17 protein-coding genes are annotated in these 17,934 nt (G+C 69.2%); 7 read left to right on the top strand and 10 right to left on the bottom strand.

The genetic code is table 11. The features are described 5' to 3' along the window. Positions 1-8 precede the first annotated feature (8 nt). Positions 9-1,538: an L-piperidine-6-carboxylate dehydrogenase gene (gene amaB / locus NG1_RS14690; protein ID WP_062971102.1), complete on the bottom strand. Its 1,530-nt coding sequence runs from the start codon at positions 1,536-1,538 to the stop codon at positions 9-11. A gap of 112 nt (positions 1,539-1,650) precedes the next feature. Here amaB and NG1_RS14685 point away from each other — a divergent pair, with 112 nt between their 5' ends. After that, positions 1,651-2,103, top strand: a complete 453-nt coding sequence (locus tag NG1_RS14685) for an Lrp/AsnC family transcriptional regulator (RefSeq protein ID WP_039796222.1) — start codon at positions 1,651-1,653, stop codon at positions 2,101-2,103. A gap of 64 nt (positions 2,104-2,167) precedes the next feature. Then, complete coding sequence (gene lat, locus NG1_RS14680) at positions 2,168-3,502, top strand: L-lysine 6-transaminase (protein WP_062971100.1); 1,335 nt, start codon at positions 2,168-2,170, stop codon at positions 3,500-3,502. Between the two features lie 244 nt (positions 3,503-3,746). Here lat and NG1_RS14675 read toward each other — a convergent pair whose 3' ends face one another. Continuing rightward, complete coding sequence (locus NG1_RS14675) at positions 3,747-4,091, bottom strand: hypothetical protein (RefSeq protein WP_062971098.1); 345 nt, start codon at positions 4,089-4,091, stop codon at positions 3,747-3,749. Further along, on the bottom strand, positions 4,091-4,264 hold the full coding sequence (locus tag NG1_RS36680; RefSeq protein WP_157114052.1) for a hypothetical protein: 174 nt from the start codon (positions 4,262-4,264) through the stop codon (positions 4,091-4,093). The genes NG1_RS14675 and NG1_RS36680 overlap by 1 nt, the downstream gene beginning before the upstream one ends. A gap of 30 nt (positions 4,265-4,294) precedes the next feature. Here NG1_RS36680 and NG1_RS14670 point away from each other — a divergent pair, with 30 nt between their 5' ends. Further along, a complete protein-coding gene (locus NG1_RS14670; protein WP_062971096.1) occupies positions 4,295-5,680 on the top strand; it encodes a serine/threonine-protein kinase in 1,386 nt (461 codons plus the stop codon). A gap of 174 nt (positions 5,681-5,854) precedes the next feature. Then, positions 5,855-7,882 (top strand): serine/threonine-protein kinase, encoded by a 2,028-nt coding sequence (locus NG1_RS14665; RefSeq protein ID WP_062971094.1) that lies wholly within the window; start codon positions 5,855-5,857, stop codon positions 7,880-7,882. An 18-nt stretch (positions 7,883-7,900) separates the two neighbouring features. Here NG1_RS14665 and NG1_RS14660 read toward each other — a convergent pair whose 3' ends face one another. The 3 genes from NG1_RS14660 to NG1_RS14650 all read right to left on the bottom strand — a co-directional run bounded on the left by NG1_RS14660 (position 7,901) and on the right by NG1_RS14650 (position 11,893). Then, positions 7,901-8,839, bottom strand: a complete 939-nt coding sequence (locus tag NG1_RS14660; RefSeq protein ID WP_062971092.1) for a patatin-like phospholipase family protein — start codon at positions 8,837-8,839, stop codon at positions 7,901-7,903. A gap of 133 nt (positions 8,840-8,972) precedes the next feature. Continuing rightward, complete coding sequence (locus NG1_RS14655) at positions 8,973-10,778, bottom strand: acetyl/propionyl/methylcrotonyl-CoA carboxylase subunit alpha (RefSeq protein WP_062971091.1); 1,806 nt, start codon at positions 10,776-10,778, stop codon at positions 8,973-8,975. Positions 10,779-10,975: 197 nt separating this feature from the next. Continuing rightward, entirely contained in the window at positions 10,976-11,893 is a 918-nt protein-coding gene (locus NG1_RS14650) for a sulfurtransferase (RefSeq protein WP_062971208.1), read from the bottom strand. Positions 11,894-12,062: 169 nt separating this feature from the next. Here NG1_RS14650 and NG1_RS14645 point away from each other — a divergent pair, with 169 nt between their 5' ends. After that, positions 12,063-12,839, top strand: a complete 777-nt coding sequence (locus NG1_RS14645) for a helix-turn-helix transcriptional regulator (RefSeq protein WP_062971089.1) — start codon at positions 12,063-12,065, stop codon at positions 12,837-12,839. Here NG1_RS14645 and NG1_RS14640 read toward each other — a convergent pair. The 3 genes from NG1_RS14640 to NG1_RS14630 all read right to left on the bottom strand — a co-directional run bounded on the left by NG1_RS14640 (position 12,768) and on the right by NG1_RS14630 (position 15,564). After that, positions 12,768-13,400, bottom strand: a complete 633-nt coding sequence (locus tag NG1_RS14640) for a nucleoside triphosphate pyrophosphatase (RefSeq protein WP_062971087.1) — start codon at positions 13,398-13,400, stop codon at positions 12,768-12,770. The two genes, NG1_RS14645 and NG1_RS14640, sit on opposite strands and share 72 nt — an antisense overlap. Beyond that, a complete protein-coding gene (locus NG1_RS14635) occupies positions 13,397-13,723 on the bottom strand; it encodes an acyl-CoA carboxylase subunit epsilon (protein WP_435825873.1) in 327 nt (108 codons plus the stop codon). The genes NG1_RS14640 and NG1_RS14635 overlap by 4 nt, the downstream gene beginning before the upstream one ends. A gap of 200 nt (positions 13,724-13,923) precedes the next feature. Beyond that, positions 13,924-15,564, bottom strand: coding sequence for an acyl-CoA carboxylase subunit beta (locus tag NG1_RS14630; RefSeq protein WP_040865078.1), 1,641 nt, complete (start codon positions 15,562-15,564; stop codon positions 13,924-13,926). Between the two features lie 204 nt (positions 15,565-15,768). Between NG1_RS14630 and NG1_RS14625 the strand changes: the two genes are divergently transcribed. Together NG1_RS14625 and NG1_RS14620 are read left to right on the top strand one after the other, a co-directional pair. Next, entirely contained in the window at positions 15,769-15,960 is a 192-nt protein-coding gene (locus tag NG1_RS14625; protein ID WP_157114051.1) for a hypothetical protein, read from the top strand. Between the two features lie 28 nt (positions 15,961-15,988). Further along, positions 15,989-16,795 carry a biotin--[acetyl-CoA-carboxylase] ligase gene (locus NG1_RS14620; protein ID WP_062971080.1) on the top strand — a complete coding sequence of 269 codons (807 nt, stop codon included), beginning with the start codon at positions 15,989-15,991 and terminating at the stop codon, positions 16,793-16,795. A gap of 61 nt (positions 16,796-16,856) precedes the next feature. Here the strand turns inward: NG1_RS14620 and NG1_RS14615 are convergent, their stop codons facing one another. Further along, a complete protein-coding gene (locus NG1_RS14615) occupies positions 16,857-17,810 on the bottom strand; it encodes an acyl-ACP desaturase (RefSeq protein ID WP_062971206.1) in 954 nt (317 codons plus the stop codon). Positions 17,811-17,934: the final 124 nt, after the last annotated feature.

Raw genomic sequence — 17,934 nt, 5'->3', positions numbered from 1 at the left:
CGAGTGGTTCAGCCGAACTCGATGCCCTGGGCGAGGGGCAGTTCGGTGGAATAGTTGACGGTGTTGGTGGCTCGGCGCATGTAGGCCTTCCAGGAGTCCGAACCGGATTCGCGTCCACCGCCGGTCTGCTTCTCACCGCCGAAGGCGCCGCCGATCTCCGCGCCGGAGGTGCCGATGTTGACATTCGCGATGCCGCAGTCGGATCCGTCGGCGGCGAGGAAACGCTCGGCCTCGCGCTGGTCGGTGGTGAAGATCGCGGACGAAAGGCCCTGCGGCACTTCGTTGTGCAGGGCGATCGCGCGATCGAAGTCGTCGTAGGTGAGCACGTAGAGGATCGGCGCGAAGGTCTCCTCCCGCACCACCGCGGTCTGGGCGGGCATGCGCACGATGGCGGGCCGAACGTAGTAGGCGTCCTCGCCGAATCCATCGACGCGTTCGCCGCCGCACACCAGCTCGCCGCCATCGGTCACCGCCTTGTCCAGCGCCGCGCGCATTCCGGTGTGGGCCTTGCCGTCGATCAGCGGCCCGACCAGCACCCCGTCGTCGAAGGGGTTGCCGACGGGCAGTTGCCGGTATGCCCGCTCCAGCCGGTCCATCAGCGGGCCCGCCACGTCCCGGTGCACGATCAGCCGCCGCAGCGTGGTGCACCGCTGCCCGGCCGTGCCCGCCGCCGCGAACACGATGGCCCGCGCCGCGAGGTCGAGATCGGCGGACGCGGTGACGATCGCGCCGTTGTTGCCGCCCAGCTCCAGCAGGCAGCGCCCGAGCCGCTCGGCCACCCGCGGCGCCACCAACCGGCCCATCCGCACCGACCCGGTGGCGCTCACCAGCGCGACCCGGCCGTCGTCGACGAGCCGGGAGCCCGCCTCGCTCCCGCCCTGGATCAGTTGATGGATCTCGGGATCCGCGCCGACCTCGCCGGTCGCGCGCCGGAGCAGGGCGTGACAGGCCAGCGCCGTCAGCGGCGTCGTCTCCGACGGTTTCCAGACCACGGTATCGCCGCAGACCAGCGCGATCGCCGTGTTCCACGCCCAGACCGCGACCGGGAAGTTGAACGCCGAGATCACCCCGACCACGCCGAGCGGATGCCAGGTCTCCATCAACCGGTGGCCGGGACGTTCCGAGGGCATGGTGTGGCCGTACAGCTGCCGGGACAGGCCGACGGCGAATTCGCAGATGTCGATCATCTCCTGCACTTCGCCCGCGGCCTCGGCGGGGATCTTGCCGGCCTCCAGTGTCACCAGCTCGGCCAGGTCGCTCTTGTGTGTGGTGAGCAGCTGCCCCAGCCTGCGCACGACGCCGGCCCGGACGGGAGCGGGAACGCCGCGCCAGCCCCGGAAGGCGGTAGCGGCGCGGCCGATGGCGGCATCGACCTCGTCCGGCGAGGTGGACCGCAGGGTGGTCAGCTGTCCTCCGGTGATCGGAGTGCGCGCGGGGAGATCGCCGGGTTCCGCTGGCAGCGCACCGAATCGGCGTAGCACCGCCTCCGCGCGGACGGTGAGTTGCCGGGTGGTATGAGCGTCGAGTACCTCGGTCATCTGTTGTACCGCCGTACCTTTCGGCCGCGTCGCGGCGTGTTCGTCCCATGGAGTGGGAGGATGGGGGTCAGGTTTCGGACACGAGGCGGGCCGCCTGAGTTAGCCTTCGCTGATGGCGGATACACCGGCAAGACCCGTACTCGATGACATCGATCGCCTGCTGATTCGTGAACTGATGGCCGATGGACGGGCCACTCTGTCCAACCTGGCCGAGAAGGCGAGTCTGTCGGTGTCGGCGGTGCAGTCCCGGGTCCGCCGATTAGAGGCGCGCGGTGTGATCCGCGGGTATACCGCACACGTCGATCCCGAAGCGCTCGGTCAACTGCTGTCGGCATTCGTCGCGATCACTCCTCTCGACCCGTCGCAACCCGATGACGCGCCCGCGGTATTGCAGCACATCCCCGGCATCGAGGCGTGCCACTCGGTGGCCGGGGAGGAAAGCTACATCCTGCTGGTGCGTGTGGCGTCTCCGCGGCACCTCGAGCAATTGCTCCAAGAGATCAGAGCCACCGCCAACGTGCGCACCCGGAGCACCATCATCTTGCAGACATTCTATGACAGGTAGCGATTCTGTGTAATTAATACGGATAGTCATAGAGGTTCCGTAAATTTTTACGTACCCTCAGGGCGTGACCATCGAACTGGAACGCACCCGCCCGGCGGTCACCCCCGCCGCCCGGGTCCATGAGATCTTGTCGGCGAGCATCCTGGCCGACGGCTTCGACCTGGTGCTCGACCTCAACCGTTCCCGTGGCTGCCGCCTCGTCGACGAACGCGACGGCAGCCCCTACCTCGACATGTTCGGTTTCTTCGCCTCCAACGCGCTGGGCATGAACCACCCCGCCCTCGCCGAGGACCCGCAGTTCCTGGCCGAACTCACCGCCGCCGCGGTGAACAAGCCGAGCAACTCCGACATCTACACCGTCGAGATGGCCCGCTTCGTCGAGACGTTCGTGCGGGTGCTCGGCGATCCGCGGTTACCGCACCTGTTCTTCATCGACGGCGGCGCCCTCGCGGTGGAGAACGCCCTCAAGATCGCGTTCGACTGGAAGAGCAGGCACAACGAATCCCAGGGCCGCACAGCGGAACTCGGCTCCAAGGTGCTGCATTTGACCGGCGCGTTCCACGGCCGCAGCGGGTACACCATGTCGCTCACCAACACCGATCCGGTGAAGACCGAGCGCTTTCCGAAGTTCGACTGGCCGCGCATCAAGTCCCCTTACGTCACCGACGCCTTCGACATCGAGGAGGCCGAGGCGTGCGCGCTGGCGCAGGCGCGGCGGGCATTCGAGGAAAACCCGCACGACATAGCGTGTTTCATCGCCGAGCCGATCCAGGGCGAGGGCGGCGACCGGCATCTGCGCCCGCAATTCCTGCAAGCCGTGCAGCAGCTGTGTCACGAGCACGACGCGCTGTTCGTGCTGGACGAGGTGCAGACCGGCGTCGGCATGACCGGAACGGCCTGGGCCTACCAGCAACTCGGCCTGGCGCCGGACGTGGTCGCTTTCGGTAAGCGGACCCAGGTGTGCGGCGTCATGGCGGGTGGCCGCGTGGACGAGGTGCCCGACAACGTGTTCGCGGTCAGCTCCCGGCTCAACTCGACCTGGGGCGGCAACCTCGCCGACATGGTGCGCAGCAGGCGCGTCTTGGAGGTGCTCGAGCGGGACGAACTGATCGAACGGTCCCGGCCGCTGGGGGCGCACCTGCTCGAACGGCTGGGCGCGCTCGCCGCCCGGCACCCCGATGTCAGCGAGCCGCGCGGGCGCGGCCTGATGTGCGCGATCACGCTCTCGTCGTCGCGGCTGCGCGACGATGTGCTCACCGCGCTGCGCGAGCGGGAGCGGGTGCTGATCCTCGGCACCGGCGAGCGGGGCATCCGGTTCCGTCCTCCGTTGACGGTCACCGGCGCCGAGTTGGACGAGGCCGTCGACGCCCTGGACCGGGTCCTGGCCGGTCTGGAATAGCCCGCGAACGGGAGGCTCTCGGGCTCGGCATCCATGTCGTCACCCCTCTCCGAGAAGGTGCGGCACTCGAACCGGCAGCGGATGTACCGGTGGTCGCCCCCTCGTCGTCTCCGTTCCGGCGTTGTCGGATCACCCGGAATCCGCTGGCGCGTAAGGTCCGCACGAGTTCACCATCCGGCCGTTACCCGACGGGCGCACCGGCGTGATGCGCTGACCTGGCCGGAGCACGCCGGTCGTCGGGTGGTCAGGGGGTGACCGGGCGCAGGCCCAAACCTCCCTCGACGAAACGGCGGACGGACGTCAGCCCGGCATCCAGGGCCGCTTCGTAGCCCGGGCGTGCCCACCCCGCCACCGCCGCGGTGCCGTCACCCGTCGGCGTCGCGCCGATCTCGGCCACCAGCTCGGCCGTGGTCGGTTCGCAGACCGCCCAGGAGAAATGCGTCTCCTCAGCCCAGCCCGCACTGCGCCGGGCCACGTAGTCCGGTTCGGTGACGCCGCCCTCGGCCAGGGCAGGGCGGTCATCGATGCGGTCGTCGGCGCGCAAAGCGCGCAGATACCAGGCGCCCGCGTTGATCTCGATCGGCTCCATCAGCGTTCGCCCGCCGCGCCGCGCCCGTAGCCCGCCACGGCGACCAGCGCGTCCGTCACCACTCCGCCGAATTCCGCGGCGCCGACCGGCCTCGCTGCGACATGATCGGATGACCGCGCCGCCTTTTTTGCGCGTTTCGCGGTATCCAGGCGGATTTCGGGTAGCTCGGTCATGAGGAAGAGGCTAGCGGGAGGTTCTACGACATGGGCGAGCTGTGGTTCGGCCACTACCGCCTCGATCGGCTGCTGGGCAGCGGCGGCATGGGCGAGGTCTGGCTCGCGCACGACACCACCGCCGACCGTGCCGTCGCGTTGAAGGTACTGACCGCCGCGTACGCGGCGGACCCCAAATTCCGGCAGCGATTCACCAGGGAGGCTCGGCTCGCCTCCCAAGTGCGCGGGCCGCACCTGGTGCCGATCCATTCGTTCGGCGAACTCGACGGCCGCCTGTACATCGATATGGAGTTCATCGAAGGCTCCGACGTGGCCGCGCTGCTGCGGCGGGCGGGGCGGCTGGAACCCGAGCGCGCGATCGAGATCGTCGTGCAGACGGCCGGCGCGCTCGACATCGCGCATCGTGCGGGTCTGGTGCACCGCGACGTGAAGCCGTCCAACATCATGGTGACACCCGACGGCACCGCCTACCTGATCGACTTCGGCACCGCGCAGCGCAGCGACCAGCCCGCGATCACCGCCACCGGCAACGTGGTGGGCACGCTGGCCTACATGGCGCCGGAGCGGTTCGACGGGTCGGCGGTACCCCAGTCCGATCAGTATTCGCTGGCCTGCGTGCTGTACGAGTGCCTCACCGGGCGAAGGCCGTTCGACGACGGCGACCCGCCGCGCATGTTGCGCGCTCACCTGATGCAAACCCCTCCGCTCGCCTCCGCGCTGAATCCGGCCTTGCCGCCCGCGCTGGACGCGGTGATCGCACGCGGCATGGCGAAAGACCCCGCCCTGCGCTGGTCCAGCGCCGGGGAACTGGCCTCGGCCGGGTATGCGGCCCTGACGGGCCAGGACGCCACCACGGTCGAACTCGCGTCGTCGGTGCCGACCTTCGTGCTCCCGCCGCCGCGTGGGGTCGTCCGAACCGGCGCCGCGCCCGCAGCGCGAACGGCTTCCGGATCGCGTCCGGCGCTCGTGGCTTTCGCGGCGCTCGTCGCGCTGGTCGCCGGGTCGCTGTGGCTCGGGCGCCCGGACGCGGCCGACGCGGGACCGGCCTCCGCACCCGCCCCGTCTCCGAAGCAGGAACCGTCCGCGCCGCCGCCGCATGTACCGGCCACGCGGGCGCCGGTGCCCATTTCGGCGCCCATCCTGGTCCTGCCCGGCGCGGGTCAGCCGTGCGACCCGGTGGTGGACGTGCACAGCGTCACCGTGGACGGCCTCGTGCTGACCTGCACTCCGTTGGCCGGGGGCCGGTCGAGCTGGCTTCCGGCAGCGCCGGCCGCGGGCGGTGTCGCCGCGGAGAACGTCGACGACTCGAACCAGTCCGGACAGCCCGCCTCCGACGACAAACCCGGCCGGGGCAAGCCCGAGCACGCGAATCCGGGCAACGGCAACGGCAAGCCCAAGGCCAAGCCGGGTAAGTAGGCGGGCCGTTGCCGGACTGTCGTCGAGCACACAGTGGTGCGTGACGCGGGGGGCGGTTACGCTCCGAAAGAGGCCACTTCTTCGGTATCGGCGCGGTGAGCTGCTGATTTCCGTTGTGCGCGCCGCAGGTGGAGGCCGGGTCGACCAGCTGTCAACGGTGACTGGAGGTTCGCGATGGGGGAGGTGCGATTCGGGGGTTACCGGCTGGAGCGACCGCTGGGCAAGGGCGGCATGGGTCAGGTCTGGCTGGCGTACGACATGGTGGCGGCGCGGCGGGTGGCGTTGAAACTCCTGCCCGCCGACCTCGCGGCCGCGCCCGGATACCGCAAGCGGTTCGAGCGGGAAGCCGAAGCCGTGGCGCAGTTGCGCGACCCGCACGTGCCGCGGATCCACCGATTCGGCGAGATCGACGGTCGGCTCTACATCGATATGCAATTCGTCGAGGGCGCCGACCTGGCGGGGAAGCTGGTGGCCGAGGGCCCGATGCCACCGGCCGTCGCGATCGGCGTCATCGGCCACGTCGCCGCCGCGCTCGATGTGGCGCACCGGGCCGGGCTGGTGCACCGCGACGTCAAACCGTCGAACATCGTCGTGCATCCCAGTGGCTTCACCTATCTGATCGACTTCGGCATCGCGCACGGCCTCGGACAGACGGCCGTGACCACCACCGGCATGGCGATCGGCACCCTCGCGTACATGGCCCCGGAACGGTTCAGCGGAAAGGCGGACGGACGCGCCGACGTCTACTCGCTGACCTGCGTGCTCTACGAATGCCTCACCGGTGCGCGGCTCTACGGCGATACCGATCCCGCGCAGCAGATGCACGCCCACCTGATGGCGCCGCCCCCACGCGCCGGTTCGGTGTGCGCCGCCGTCCCCGCCGCGTTGGACGCCGTCATCGCTCGCGGTCTTGCCAAGGAACCGAGCGAAAGGTTCCCGACCGCGGGAGGATTCGCCGCGGCCGCGCGCGCCGCGATCGGCGCGTCCGCTCCGGAGCCGGTAGCCGTGCCGCCGTCCGGATCGGATCGCCCGGCGACGAAGCCGCTGACCCGTATGGATTCCGTGCCGGTCCCGGAATCTTCACACCGCTCCGGAGTCGATGGTCCAGCTGCGCTTTCGCCGCGAACGGACTCGAAAGCCACCGCAGCCGCATCGGAATCCGTGGATCCCGAGCGGCCACGGCGAACGCCTGACCCGACGAAAGTCCTGCCGAACCCGGGCCCTACCCCGACCCTTGTGGCCACCAAGCTCGACTGGTCGACAGTCGCGCCCAATCCCGGACCGGTTCAGCATGTTCCGACTCCCGGCTCGTCACCGAGCGGATACGCCGGTGCGCAGCGTCCGCCCGCATCGACCGGTTATCCCGTTGCAGAACAGCCGTATCCAGGCCCAGGGCGCGGATCGTATCCCGCCGGACCTGCCCGGGGTGCACAGCCGGGTTGGCAGGAACGGTTGCTCGCTCGCGTGCTGCCCTCGAAGCCCGGCCCTGTCGCATCGCCGTATCGTGCGCCTGCGCGAAAGGTCTTCCCAGCGGTACAGCGTCCGGCCCCGCCGGTCGCGCAGCGTCGCCCGGGCGTCCCGGTCCCGCGTCGTCGGCCGCGACGTCGCCGGAGTCTTCTTTCGAAGATGATCGGCGCGCTGATCGTGGTATTCCTCGCGCCGTTCGCGTTCGCGGCGGGCTGCGTCGCGTTGATCGCCGCGGGAACCAGGGCCGGTGATTCCGGCGCGCCCGCGCCCACCTTGCCGCCCTCGGCGGTGGCGGTGGAGAACCCCGGGCCACCCGGGGACGACGGCGGGTCCGATCCGGCCGCCGTGGCACCGGCGGGCAGTCCTGTCCGCGACGGCAAATTCGAGTTCGTCGTGACGAACGTCGACACGGGTGTGGCACGAGTCGGATTGCAGCGGGCCACGGGCTCGTTCCTGATCGTCACGCTGGCCGTGCGGAATATCTCCGACGAGACGAAGTGGTTCCTGCCGATGGGCCAACGCCTGCTGGACGCGCAGAACACGCCCTTCGACCACAACGCCACCGCCACCATGTGGCAGAACACCCAGCAGCGCCTCGGCTACTCCTTCGAGCTGCGCCCCGAGCAGTCCGCCACCACCCAGCTCGTATTCGACCTGCCCCGGACGGCGACCCCCGACCACTTGGAACTGCACGACTTCGTCCTCTCCGGCGGCGTGCGAGTCCACATCGCCTGAACACCTTGCCGGAGTCGGTCAGGCGGCTGGGATGGCGGCGGAGAGCGCGCCGAGCACGGCTGTGCGGCCGATTTGCAAGGCCCTGGCGAGTAGTGCGGTGTCGCGGGCGGCGCTGTCCACGTCCGGGGAGCCGACGGGCGGGTGGATCTGGAGCACGGAGTCGCCCAATTCGGCGAGGGCCCGGTCCTCGAGGTCCTGTTGCCGCGGGCGTTCGAGCCAGGCCCGGTACGCGCCGGGGGCCACGGCGCGCAGATAGCCGCCGCCGATGATCTGGTGCAGGCGCGAGGCGGGCGGCCGACGTTCGTCCACCCTCCGGGTGCGCAGGACCAAGGCATGGGTGGCGCCCGCGCGGACCGCGGTGCGGATCGGCACGGTCTCGGAGAGGCCGCCGTCGAAGTACGCCGAACTGCCCAGGGCGACCGGGGGCCCGGCCAGAATGGGCAGGCCCGCCGACGCGCGCAGCGCACGCATGAGCGTCCGCTTGTCGGTGATGTGTGGATGCAGATCGACCGCCTGCCCGGTCCGGATATCGGTGGCGATCGGATGGAAGGTCGTGGAGTTGGCCAGGATCGCCTCGAAATCCATCGGTTCGATGCCGTCGTACACCTGGTGCACGAGATACCGCAGATCGAACGCCGGACGTCCGCGCAGGAGCCGGGCCGGGTCGACGGCGCGGCGCATGATCTCCGGATCGGTCCAGGAGCGCATGCCGGGGATCGCGCGCCCGCACAGCAACCAGGCGCCGTTGATCGCGCCCGCCGACGTGCCGTACACCGCGTCGAATACTCCGGCGAGCCCGAGTTCCTCGAGCGCCGACACCATGCCGCTGGAGTACACGCCCCGGCTGCCGCCGCCCTCTACCACCAGCACCAGGCGGTGACCGTCGGCGCGGCCGGCCGTGGCGCGCCGCGCGCGGATCACCTCCGCGACGGGGGAGAGGCTTGTCGAGCTGGTCACCGCAACACGATACGACACCTCGGTGTGCGTTTCGGGTCCAGCGGAGGCAGCTCGCGTGACGGCGGAGGGACCGCCGCGTGAACAGCGAAGCGGGCGCGGAACCTCGTGGTCCCGCGCCCGCTTCGTGACGTTGCTACTTGATCTCGGCGAGAACCGTGCCCTGCGTGATCGCCGCGCCCGTCTCGACGGACAGACCGGTGACCACACCCGCCTTGTGGGCGTTGACCGGGTTCTCCATCTTCATGGCCTCGAGCACCACGATCAGATCGCCCGCCTCGACCGACTGGCCCTCTTCCACCGCGACCTTGACGACGGTGCCCTGCATCGGAGCGGTGACCGCGTCACCGGAGGCCGCGCCGCCGCCCGCGCCGCCACGCTTGCGCGGCTTCGGCTTCTTGCGGATCACCCCGGCGCCGTTACCCGCCGCACCGGCCGCACCGGCGCCGACGGTGAAGTTGCCCGGCAGCGACACCTCGACCCGGCGGCCACCGACCTCGACGACGACCTTCTGACGCGGCTGGTCCTCATCCTCATCGGCAGGGGCGCCCGCACCGGTGAACGGCTCGACGGTGTTGACCCACTCGTTTTCGATCCACTTGGTGTAGACGTCGAACTTCTCGCCGTCACCGATGAACGCCGGGTCCTCGACGATCGCCCGGTGGAACGGAATGACCGTGGCCAGGCCGTCGACCTCGAACTCGGCCAGCGCGCGCCGCGCGCGCTCCAGTGCCTGCGTGCGGTTCTCGCCGGTGACGATCAGCTTGGCCAGCATCGAGTCGAACTGCCCGCCGATCACGCTGCCGGCCACCACGCCGGAGTCCACGCGTACACCGGGGCCCGACGGCTCCTTGTACACGGTCACCGGGCCGGGAGCGGGCAGGAAGCCGCGGCCGGCGTCCTCGCCGTTGATGCGGAACTCGAAGGCGTGGCCGCGCGGCGTCGGGTCCTCGGTGAACTCCAGCTTCTCGCCGTTGGCGATGCGGAACTGCTGGCGCACCAGGTCGATGCCCGCGGTCTCCTCGGTGACCGGGTGCTCGACCTGCAGCCGGGTGTTCACCTCGAGGAAGGAGACGGTCTCGCCCTGCACCAGGTACTCGACGGTGCCCGCGCCGTAGTAGCCGGCTTCCTTGCAGATGGCCTTGGCGGAGGCGTGGATCTTCGCGCGCACCTCGTCGGACAGGAACGGCGCGGGGGCCTCCTCGACGAGCTTCTGGAAGCGCCGCTGCAACGAGCAGTCGCGGGTGCCCGCGACGATGACGTTGCCATGCTTGTCGGCGATGACCTGCGCCTCGACGTGGCGGGCCTTGTCCAGGTACTGCTCGACGAAGCACTCACCGCGGCCGAAGGCGGCGGTGGCCTCGCGGACGGCCGAGTCGTACAGCTCCGGGATCTCCTCGATGGAGTGCGCGACCTTCATGCCGCGGCCGCCACCACCGAAGGCCGCCTTGATCGCGACCGGCACACCGTACTTCTTCGCGAACTCGACGACCTCGGTCGCGTCCTTGACCGGGTCCTTGGTGCCCGCGGCCATCGGCGCCTTCGCGCGCTCGGCGATGTGCCGCGCGGTGACCTTGTCGCCCAGGTCGCGAATGGACTGCGGGGAGGGGCCGATCCAGATCAGCCCGGCGTCGATGACGGCCTGGGCGAAGTCGGCGTTCTCGGAGAGGAAGCCGTAACCGGGGTGGATGGCGTCGGCGCCGGACCTGGCGGCGGCGTCGAGGATCTTGTCGAACACGAGGTACGACTCGGCCGAGGTCTGGCCGCCCAGGGCGAAGGCCTCGTCGGCGAGCTTGACGAACGGGGCATCCGCGTCCGGCTCTGCGTAGACCGCGACGCTGCCGATGCCGGCGTCCTTGGCCGCCCGGATCACGCGCACGGCGATCTCGCCTCGGTTAGCTACGAGTACCTTTGTGATCCGCGCGCTGGCATGGCTGGGCACTGAGCCTCCTGTGTGCATTCTTCTGGTCGCTTCGCCGGGGGTGGGGTCGCTGTGCAGCCTCCGCTCCCATAATCGACTTGTTTACGTCTCGGGCGAGTGTAGGCAGTCTGCCAACAGACGCCGAACTCGGCTAGCCCTACTCAACAGTAGGTCGCGGATCACAATGTACGCGGCCGGTGTTTGGGACCGCGCCCGACTCACCTGCTCCTGGTGCGTCGAGAACCGCCGCGTGCCGGCACTTCGCCCGGTTCGTCCCCCTTGGCGATCGGCATCCGCACCGAGTTTCCCCACTCGGTCCAGGAGCCGTCGTAGTTGCGTACTCCGTCGCGCCCGAGCAGGTAGGTCAGGACGAACCAGCTGTGGCTGGATCGCGCGCCGACTCGACTGTAGACGATCACCTCGTCCTGGCCGGCCGACGCGCGGTAGACGTCGTCGAGTTCGGCGCGCGAGCGGAATCTCCCGTCGGCGGCGAACGCCTCGGTCCACGGGATGTTCGACGCGCTGGGAATGTGGCCGCCGCGCAACGCCGCGTCCTGGGCCATGGCCGGGTCGAGCACGCGCGTGCCGGAGTATTCCTCGGCCGAACGTACGTCGATCACCGGTTTGCCGAGGTGGGCGAGCACGTCCTCGCGGAAGGCGCGGAAGGTGCTGTCGTCCCGGCGCACGGCCGGGTAGGCGCTGCGCACCGGACGGCCGGGTTCGAACGTCGTGTCGCGCCCCTCGGAGATCCAGGCCGCGCGTCCGCCGTCGAGCAGGCGCACGTCCTCGTGCCCGAACAGGGTGAATACCCACGCCGTGTGCGCCGCTTGGATGTTTCCGCGATCGCCGTAGATCACGACAGTGTCGTCACGATCTATCCCTTTGGCGCGCATCAGTTCGGTGAAGCGGGTTCCGTCGATATAGTCGCGCGTGACCGGATCGTTCAGATCGCTTCGCCAATCCAGTTTGGTGGCGCCCGGAACATGCCCGATGTCGTACAGCAGCGTGTCCTCGTTGGCCTCGATGATCTCGAGTCCCCGCGCGCCTATGTTTGCCGACAGCCACTCAGTGGTTACTAGTCGGTGAGGGTGTGCGTAGGAACCGAGTGAGGGATGAGGGTCCGGAGCGACGGGCACGGTGTTTGGGTCCTTCACGCATGGGTGGACGGTGGTGACAGCGGTTCGAGGCCTCACAGCGATGGTAGGGGTGAGGCGACAGTGACTCTCGTTTCAGATCACAAATCGGATGAGGGCCGAATAAAGGGCACCTACATCCGATAAAGTCTCCCGGGAGGAGGGGTGAGCTATGTCCGATTCTTGGCCGCGGCGGCGACTGCTCGCGATCCTACGTGGCGCCAGCGAGCCTCTCGACGCCCAGGAACTGGCCAGAATCACCGGACAGCACGTCACCACGGTCCGTTTCCATCTCGATGTGCTCACCAGGGAATCCCTCGTCCGGCAGTTCCAGCAGCCGCCGCGCGGCCGTGGGCGGCCGCGTATCGGATACAGCGCGGTGCAGCGATCGGTGGGTTATCAGGACCTGGCGCAGGTGCTCGCCGATCAGCTCGGCCCGGACGCGCGGCGCAGATCCGAGGCCGCGATCGCGGCGGGCCGCGCCTGGGGCAGCAGACTCGACGTGGGTGACCATCGGGTGGAGTCGCTGGAGGACGCCAAGGACCTCACGATGACGTTGATGTCGGAACTGGGCTTCGCGCCCGAGCGCGACCCGTCCTCGGAGACCGAGGGCAAGGTGCTGATCCGTCTGACGGCGTGCCCGCTGCGCGAACTGGCGCGGACGCACTCCGAGGTGGTGTGCGGCGTACACCTCGGCCTGCTCGAAGAGGTGATCGACCGGGGCGGCGCGCACGGGACGATCGACGTGCGGATGCACCCGTTCGTGGAACCGGAGCTGTGCGTGGCCCGGCTCGAACTCATCGCGGCACAGCGCGCCGAGGCACAGGAGGCGGCGCCGGTGTCCCCGGGCGGGGACGCCGAGGCGTTCAGCGCGCCATCAGGCCGTGTGGCCCCACAACTGCGTAACGCTGATCCCAACATCGCCAAGCAGTCGGCGCAGCAGTGGTAGCCCGATGCCGATGACGCTGGACGGGTCGCCGTCGATGCGATCGACGAACCAGCCGCCCAGCCCGTCGAGTGTGAACGCGCCCGCCACCTCGAGCGGCTCACCGGTCGCGATGTAGGCGTCCAGCTCGTCCGGCTCCGGCTTGGCGAAGTGCACGGTGGTGCTGCTGCAATCGACCGCCTCGGCGGTGATCCGGCCATCCCGCATCCGCACCACGCAGTGACCGGTGACCAGATCCGCGCTGCGCCCGGCCATGTCGCCCCACCGCGCGCGAGCGACCTCAGCGGTGTGCGGCTTGCCCTGCAACTCGCCGTCGACGAGCAGCATCGAATCGCACGCCACCACAACACAGTCGCCGGCCAACTCCGGAATGTCCGCGGCCACGGCGGCCGCTTTGGCGCGCGCCAGTTCCACCACGACCGCGCGCGGTGGCGTGTCCGCGGGAAGGGCGGCGGCGACCGCGTCCTCGTCCACGGCGGAGACCCGGACGATCGGGTCGATGCCCGCCGAGCGGAGAACCTCCCGGCGGGCCGGGGACGCGGAAGCCAGGATCAGCCGCGTCACCCGCGCAAGTGGGACAGCTGCGGGAAGGCGTACGGGGAGAACGGCGAAGATCCGCGATGCATCAGCGTCGGGTGGCCCCACATATCGGGCGGCCCGGCGGGGCCGGTGGGCGCGGCGCTGTTCGCCACGGCGGACAGCACGCACACCAGCGCGGCGAGTTCTTCGTCGCTCGGCGAGCCCTTCACGACACGGAAGAACGGCTCAGCGGTGGCCTCGGCGGATAGCGCTGCCGCGTCGGAGCCGGTGGAGGCACCGGTCTCGTCTGCGATCGGGTCGACTGTGAGATCCAGTTCGACGGCGCTCAACACATCTTCTTCTGCCACGGTCGTCACAGTGCCAGGTCCTCTCTTCGCCTCTATCAGCGGACTGATCAGGCTATTCCCGTTTTCCGACTAGCTACGGATGAAGCATTCGTCCTCGGATGCACTCATTGCGTCTCTGCAACAAGCCGGTACACGCCAGAGTAAGTGTTACCGAGGCCGATGCCACCCTTTGTGCGCGGCCTATCGAGCGTATCGCTCGATCACAGCGGGATGTTGCCGTGTTTCTTCGGCGGAAGGGTCACCATCTTGCGTTCGAGCAGTCGCAGCGCGGACACGATCTGGCCGCGCGTGTGCGACGGCGGGATCACCGCGTCCACGTATCCACGCTCGGCGGCGACGTACGGGTTCACGAGCGTGTCCTCGTACTCGTTCTGGAGCTCGAGCCGCAGCGCATCGACGTCTCCGCCCTCTTTGGCGGCCTGCTGCAGCTGCTTGCGGTAGACGAACCCGACGGCGCCGGAAGCGCCCATGACGGCGATCTGGGCGGTCGGCCAGGCGAGGTTCACATCGGCGCCCATGTGCTTGGAACCCATGACGTCGTAGGCGCCGCCGTAGGCCTTGCGGGTGATGATCGTGATTTTGCCCACAGTGGCCTCACCGTAGGCGTAGAGCAGCTTCGCGCCGCGCCGGATGATGCCGTTGTATTCCTGTCCGGTGCCGGGCAGGAAGCCGGGCACGTCGACCAGGGTGATGATCGGGATGTTGAACGCGTCGCAGGTGCGCACGAAGCGCGCGGCCTTCTCCGAGGCGTCGATGTCCAGGCAGCCCGCGAACTGGGTGGGCTGGTTGGCCACGATGCCGACGCTGCGGCCGTCGATCCGGCCGAAGCCGACGATGATGTTCATCGCGCGCTCGGCCTGCACCTCGAGGAACTCGTCGTCGTCGAGCAGACGCCGGATCACCTCGTGCATGTCGTAGGGCTGGTTCGGCGAGTCCGGGATGATCGTGTCCAGCTCGAGGTCCTCGTCGGTGAGCGAGTCCTCGATCGCGCCGTCGATCGGGTCGGTGGCCGGGAAGCGGGGCGCCTCGGCGCGGTTGTTGCTCGGCAGGTAGGACAGCAGGTCCTTGACGTAGTCCAGGGCGTCCTGCTCGCCGGAGGCGACGTAGTGCGCGACGCCGGACTTGGTCATGTGCGTGTGCGCGCCGCCCAGGTCCTCCATGGTGACGTCCTCACCGGTGACCGTCTTGATGACGTCCGGGCCGGTGACGAACATCTGGCTGGTGCCGTCGACCATGACGACGAAGTCGGTCAGCGCCGGGGAGTACACGTGGCCACCGGCGGCCGGGCCCATGATCAGCGAGATCTGCGGGATCACGCCGGAGGCCTGGATGTTGCGGTGGAAGATCTCGCCGTAGAGACCGAGCGAGACCACGCCCTCCTGGATGCGGGCGCCCGCGCCCTCGTTGATGCCGATCAGCGGGCGGCCGGTCTTCAGCGCCAGATCCATCACCTTGACGATCTTCTCGCCGTAGACCTCGCCGAGGCTGCCGCCGAACACCGTCACGTCCTGGCTGAAGATGCAGACGTCGCGGCCGTCGATGGTGCCGTAACCGGTCACCACGCCGTCGCCGAGCGGGCGGTTGTTCTCCAGGCCGAAGTTGACGCTGCGGTGGCGGGCCAGGGCGTCGAGCTCGACGAAGGACCCTTCGTCCAGCAGCGCGAGGATGCGCTCGCGGGCGGTCATCTTGCCCTTCGCGTGCACCTTGTCGACCGCGGCCTCACCCATCGGGTGCTTGGCCTCTTCCAGCCGATTCCGCAGGTCAGCCAGCTTCCCGGCGGTGGTGTGGATATCGGGGGAGCCCGCCGGACCTGATGCGGGCTGCTGCTGGACACTCGTCATGGCATCGGAGTGTAACCAGTACCAGCGTTTACTTTCTAACCAAGACCGGGCTACCGGCGAGTAGAAAACCGCAGCTAGATCAATTTTCCCAGGCAAACTTCCTGGTCGGTAGCCGGGTTCGGAAGGCGGAAAATGAGTATCGCCGACCGGTCCTGCCCACTTAGCCTGAGGGCGACGAATTTCCGAGTGGGGGAGGAGCGCGTCATGTGGGAATGGGGTAGAGCTCGCGCGGAGTACGCGGCCGAGACGGCGTGGACACGGACCACCGAGGAGGCGCCGAAGTACGGCGAGCCCGAGGTGTGGGCCGAGGCGTCCGAAGGCGAGCGGGAGGACGGCGACGGGATGGGTGCGGCGGCGCGCGACCCGATCGTCTCCTCGTATGACCTGGTCGGGTAGCGCCCGGCACGACGAGTAGCCTGCCGGTGTGCAGAGGCCACCGTTGGATGCAGAGCAGTTGCGGCGCAGTGCCGTCGAGTCGCCCGAGCTGTCGTTCTTCACGCGGATCGATGTGGTCGAGTCGACCGGGTCCACGAACGCGGATCTGATCGCGCTGGCGGCCGATCCGGCCGCCGACCGCGTGGTTCTGCTGGCGGAGACCCAGGTGCAGGGTCGCGGCAGGCACGCGCGCACCTGGGTCAGCCCGCCGCGGGCGCAGCTGGCGATGTCGCTGCTGGTGCGGTTGCCCGGGATCGGCCCGGCCTCGCTCGCCTGGCTCGCACTGCTGACCGGCGTGGCAGTGGTCGACGCGCTGCGGACCGCGGCGGGCGTGCCCGCCGAACTCAAATGGCCCAACGACGTGCTGATCGGGAGCCGCAAGGTGGCGGGCATCCTGGCCGAGGTCGCGGCGAGTGCGGAGGGCGGCGCGCCCGCCGTGGTGATCGGGCTCGGACTAAACGTGAGCCTGACCGAAGAGGAACTGCCGGTGCCGCACGCCACCTCGCTCACCATCGCCGGCTCGCGGCAGACCGATCGCACGGTGCTCGTGCGATCCCTGCTGACCGAGTTCGCCCGCCGCTTCACCGCGTGGCGCGACGCGGACTGGGCGATCGACGAGCTGGCCGCCGCCTATCGCGAGCGGTGCGCCACGATCGGCGCCGAGGTCCGTGCCGAGCTGCCCGGGGACCGGACGCTGACCGGCGTCGCAGAGGGCGTCGACGAGTACGGCCGCCTGCTCATCGGCGGGCAAGCGGTATCCGCAGGCGACGTCACGCATCTGCGCGCCCAGTACTGAGCGCCGGACCGCCCGGCGGCGCGGCGGGTGGTCCGGCGCCGGCAACGCGCGGCGGCGTGCCTCAGGCGCGCTGGGCGACGCCGCGCGAGGCATCCCGGGCGAGGGCGCGATCGCGCTGCTCCTCGAACTTGATCACGTCCTTGCCCAGCTTCTCCAGGAACTCGCCCAGTTCGTCGCGCGCCTGCTCGCCGCGCGGCCCGTAATCGGAGCGCTCGAAGACGTTCCATTGCTTGAGCACCGGCTGGAGCACCTCCTCCAGATGCTGGCGCAGATCGTAGATGCCGTGCTTGGCCATCAGCACGCCGTAGCGGCGGAAATTCGGCATCCCGGCGCCGGGCATCAGGAAATTCCGCACGATCCTGGTGATCGCGGGCAGCGCTTGGTCGGGGACCAGGTCGAGCGCGGCGCCGCATATCGAGCGATAGAAGATCATGTGCAGGTTCTCGTCGGCGGAGATGCGCTGGAGCAGGCGGTCGGCGACGGCGTCGTTGCATGCCTTGCCCGTATTGCGGTGGGACACACGGGTGGCCAGCTCCTGGAAGGTGACGTACGCGACGCTCGCCAGGAATCCGCCCCACCCTTCCGGTGACTGGACGCCGTTGCTCATGTGGATCATCCGGGCCTCTTCCAGTGCGACCGGATCGACGGCGCGGGTGACGACCAGGTAGTCCCGCATGGCGATGCCGTGGCGATTCTCCTCGGCGGTCCAACGGTCGACCCAGGTGCCCCACGGACCGTCCTCGGAGAAGTTCTGTGCGATCTCCCGGTGATAGGAGGGCAAATTGTCCTCGGTGAGCAGATTGGTGATCATGGCGACCCGGGCGACCTCACCGAGGTGCGATTGCTCCGGCTCCCAGTCGACGCCGCCCAAGGCGGCGAAATTGCGGCCCTGGCTCCACGGCACGTAATCGTGCGGGTTCCAGTCTTTCGCCATGGACAGGTGCCGATTCACATTCTCTTCGGCGACGGGCTCGAGTTCGGCCAGGATTTGCAGCGGGGTCAGGTCTTTGGTCACGCGTTCCTCCACGGTCGGAATCGACGATGATGGTGAGCCGGGCGTTGCGCGATACAGAGAGCCACTGCGCGGAATAGTCACACGCAGGGTGCCGATTGTGCAGCATGACGCGCTGCGGTGTCAG

Origin of the sequence: Nocardia gamkensis NBRC 108242, from assembly GCF_001612985.1 — a bacterium.
GTDB lineage: Bacteria > Actinomycetota > Actinomycetes > Mycobacteriales > Mycobacteriaceae > Nocardia > Nocardia gamkensis.
This window is presented reverse-complemented; position numbering and strand designations above follow the sequence as displayed.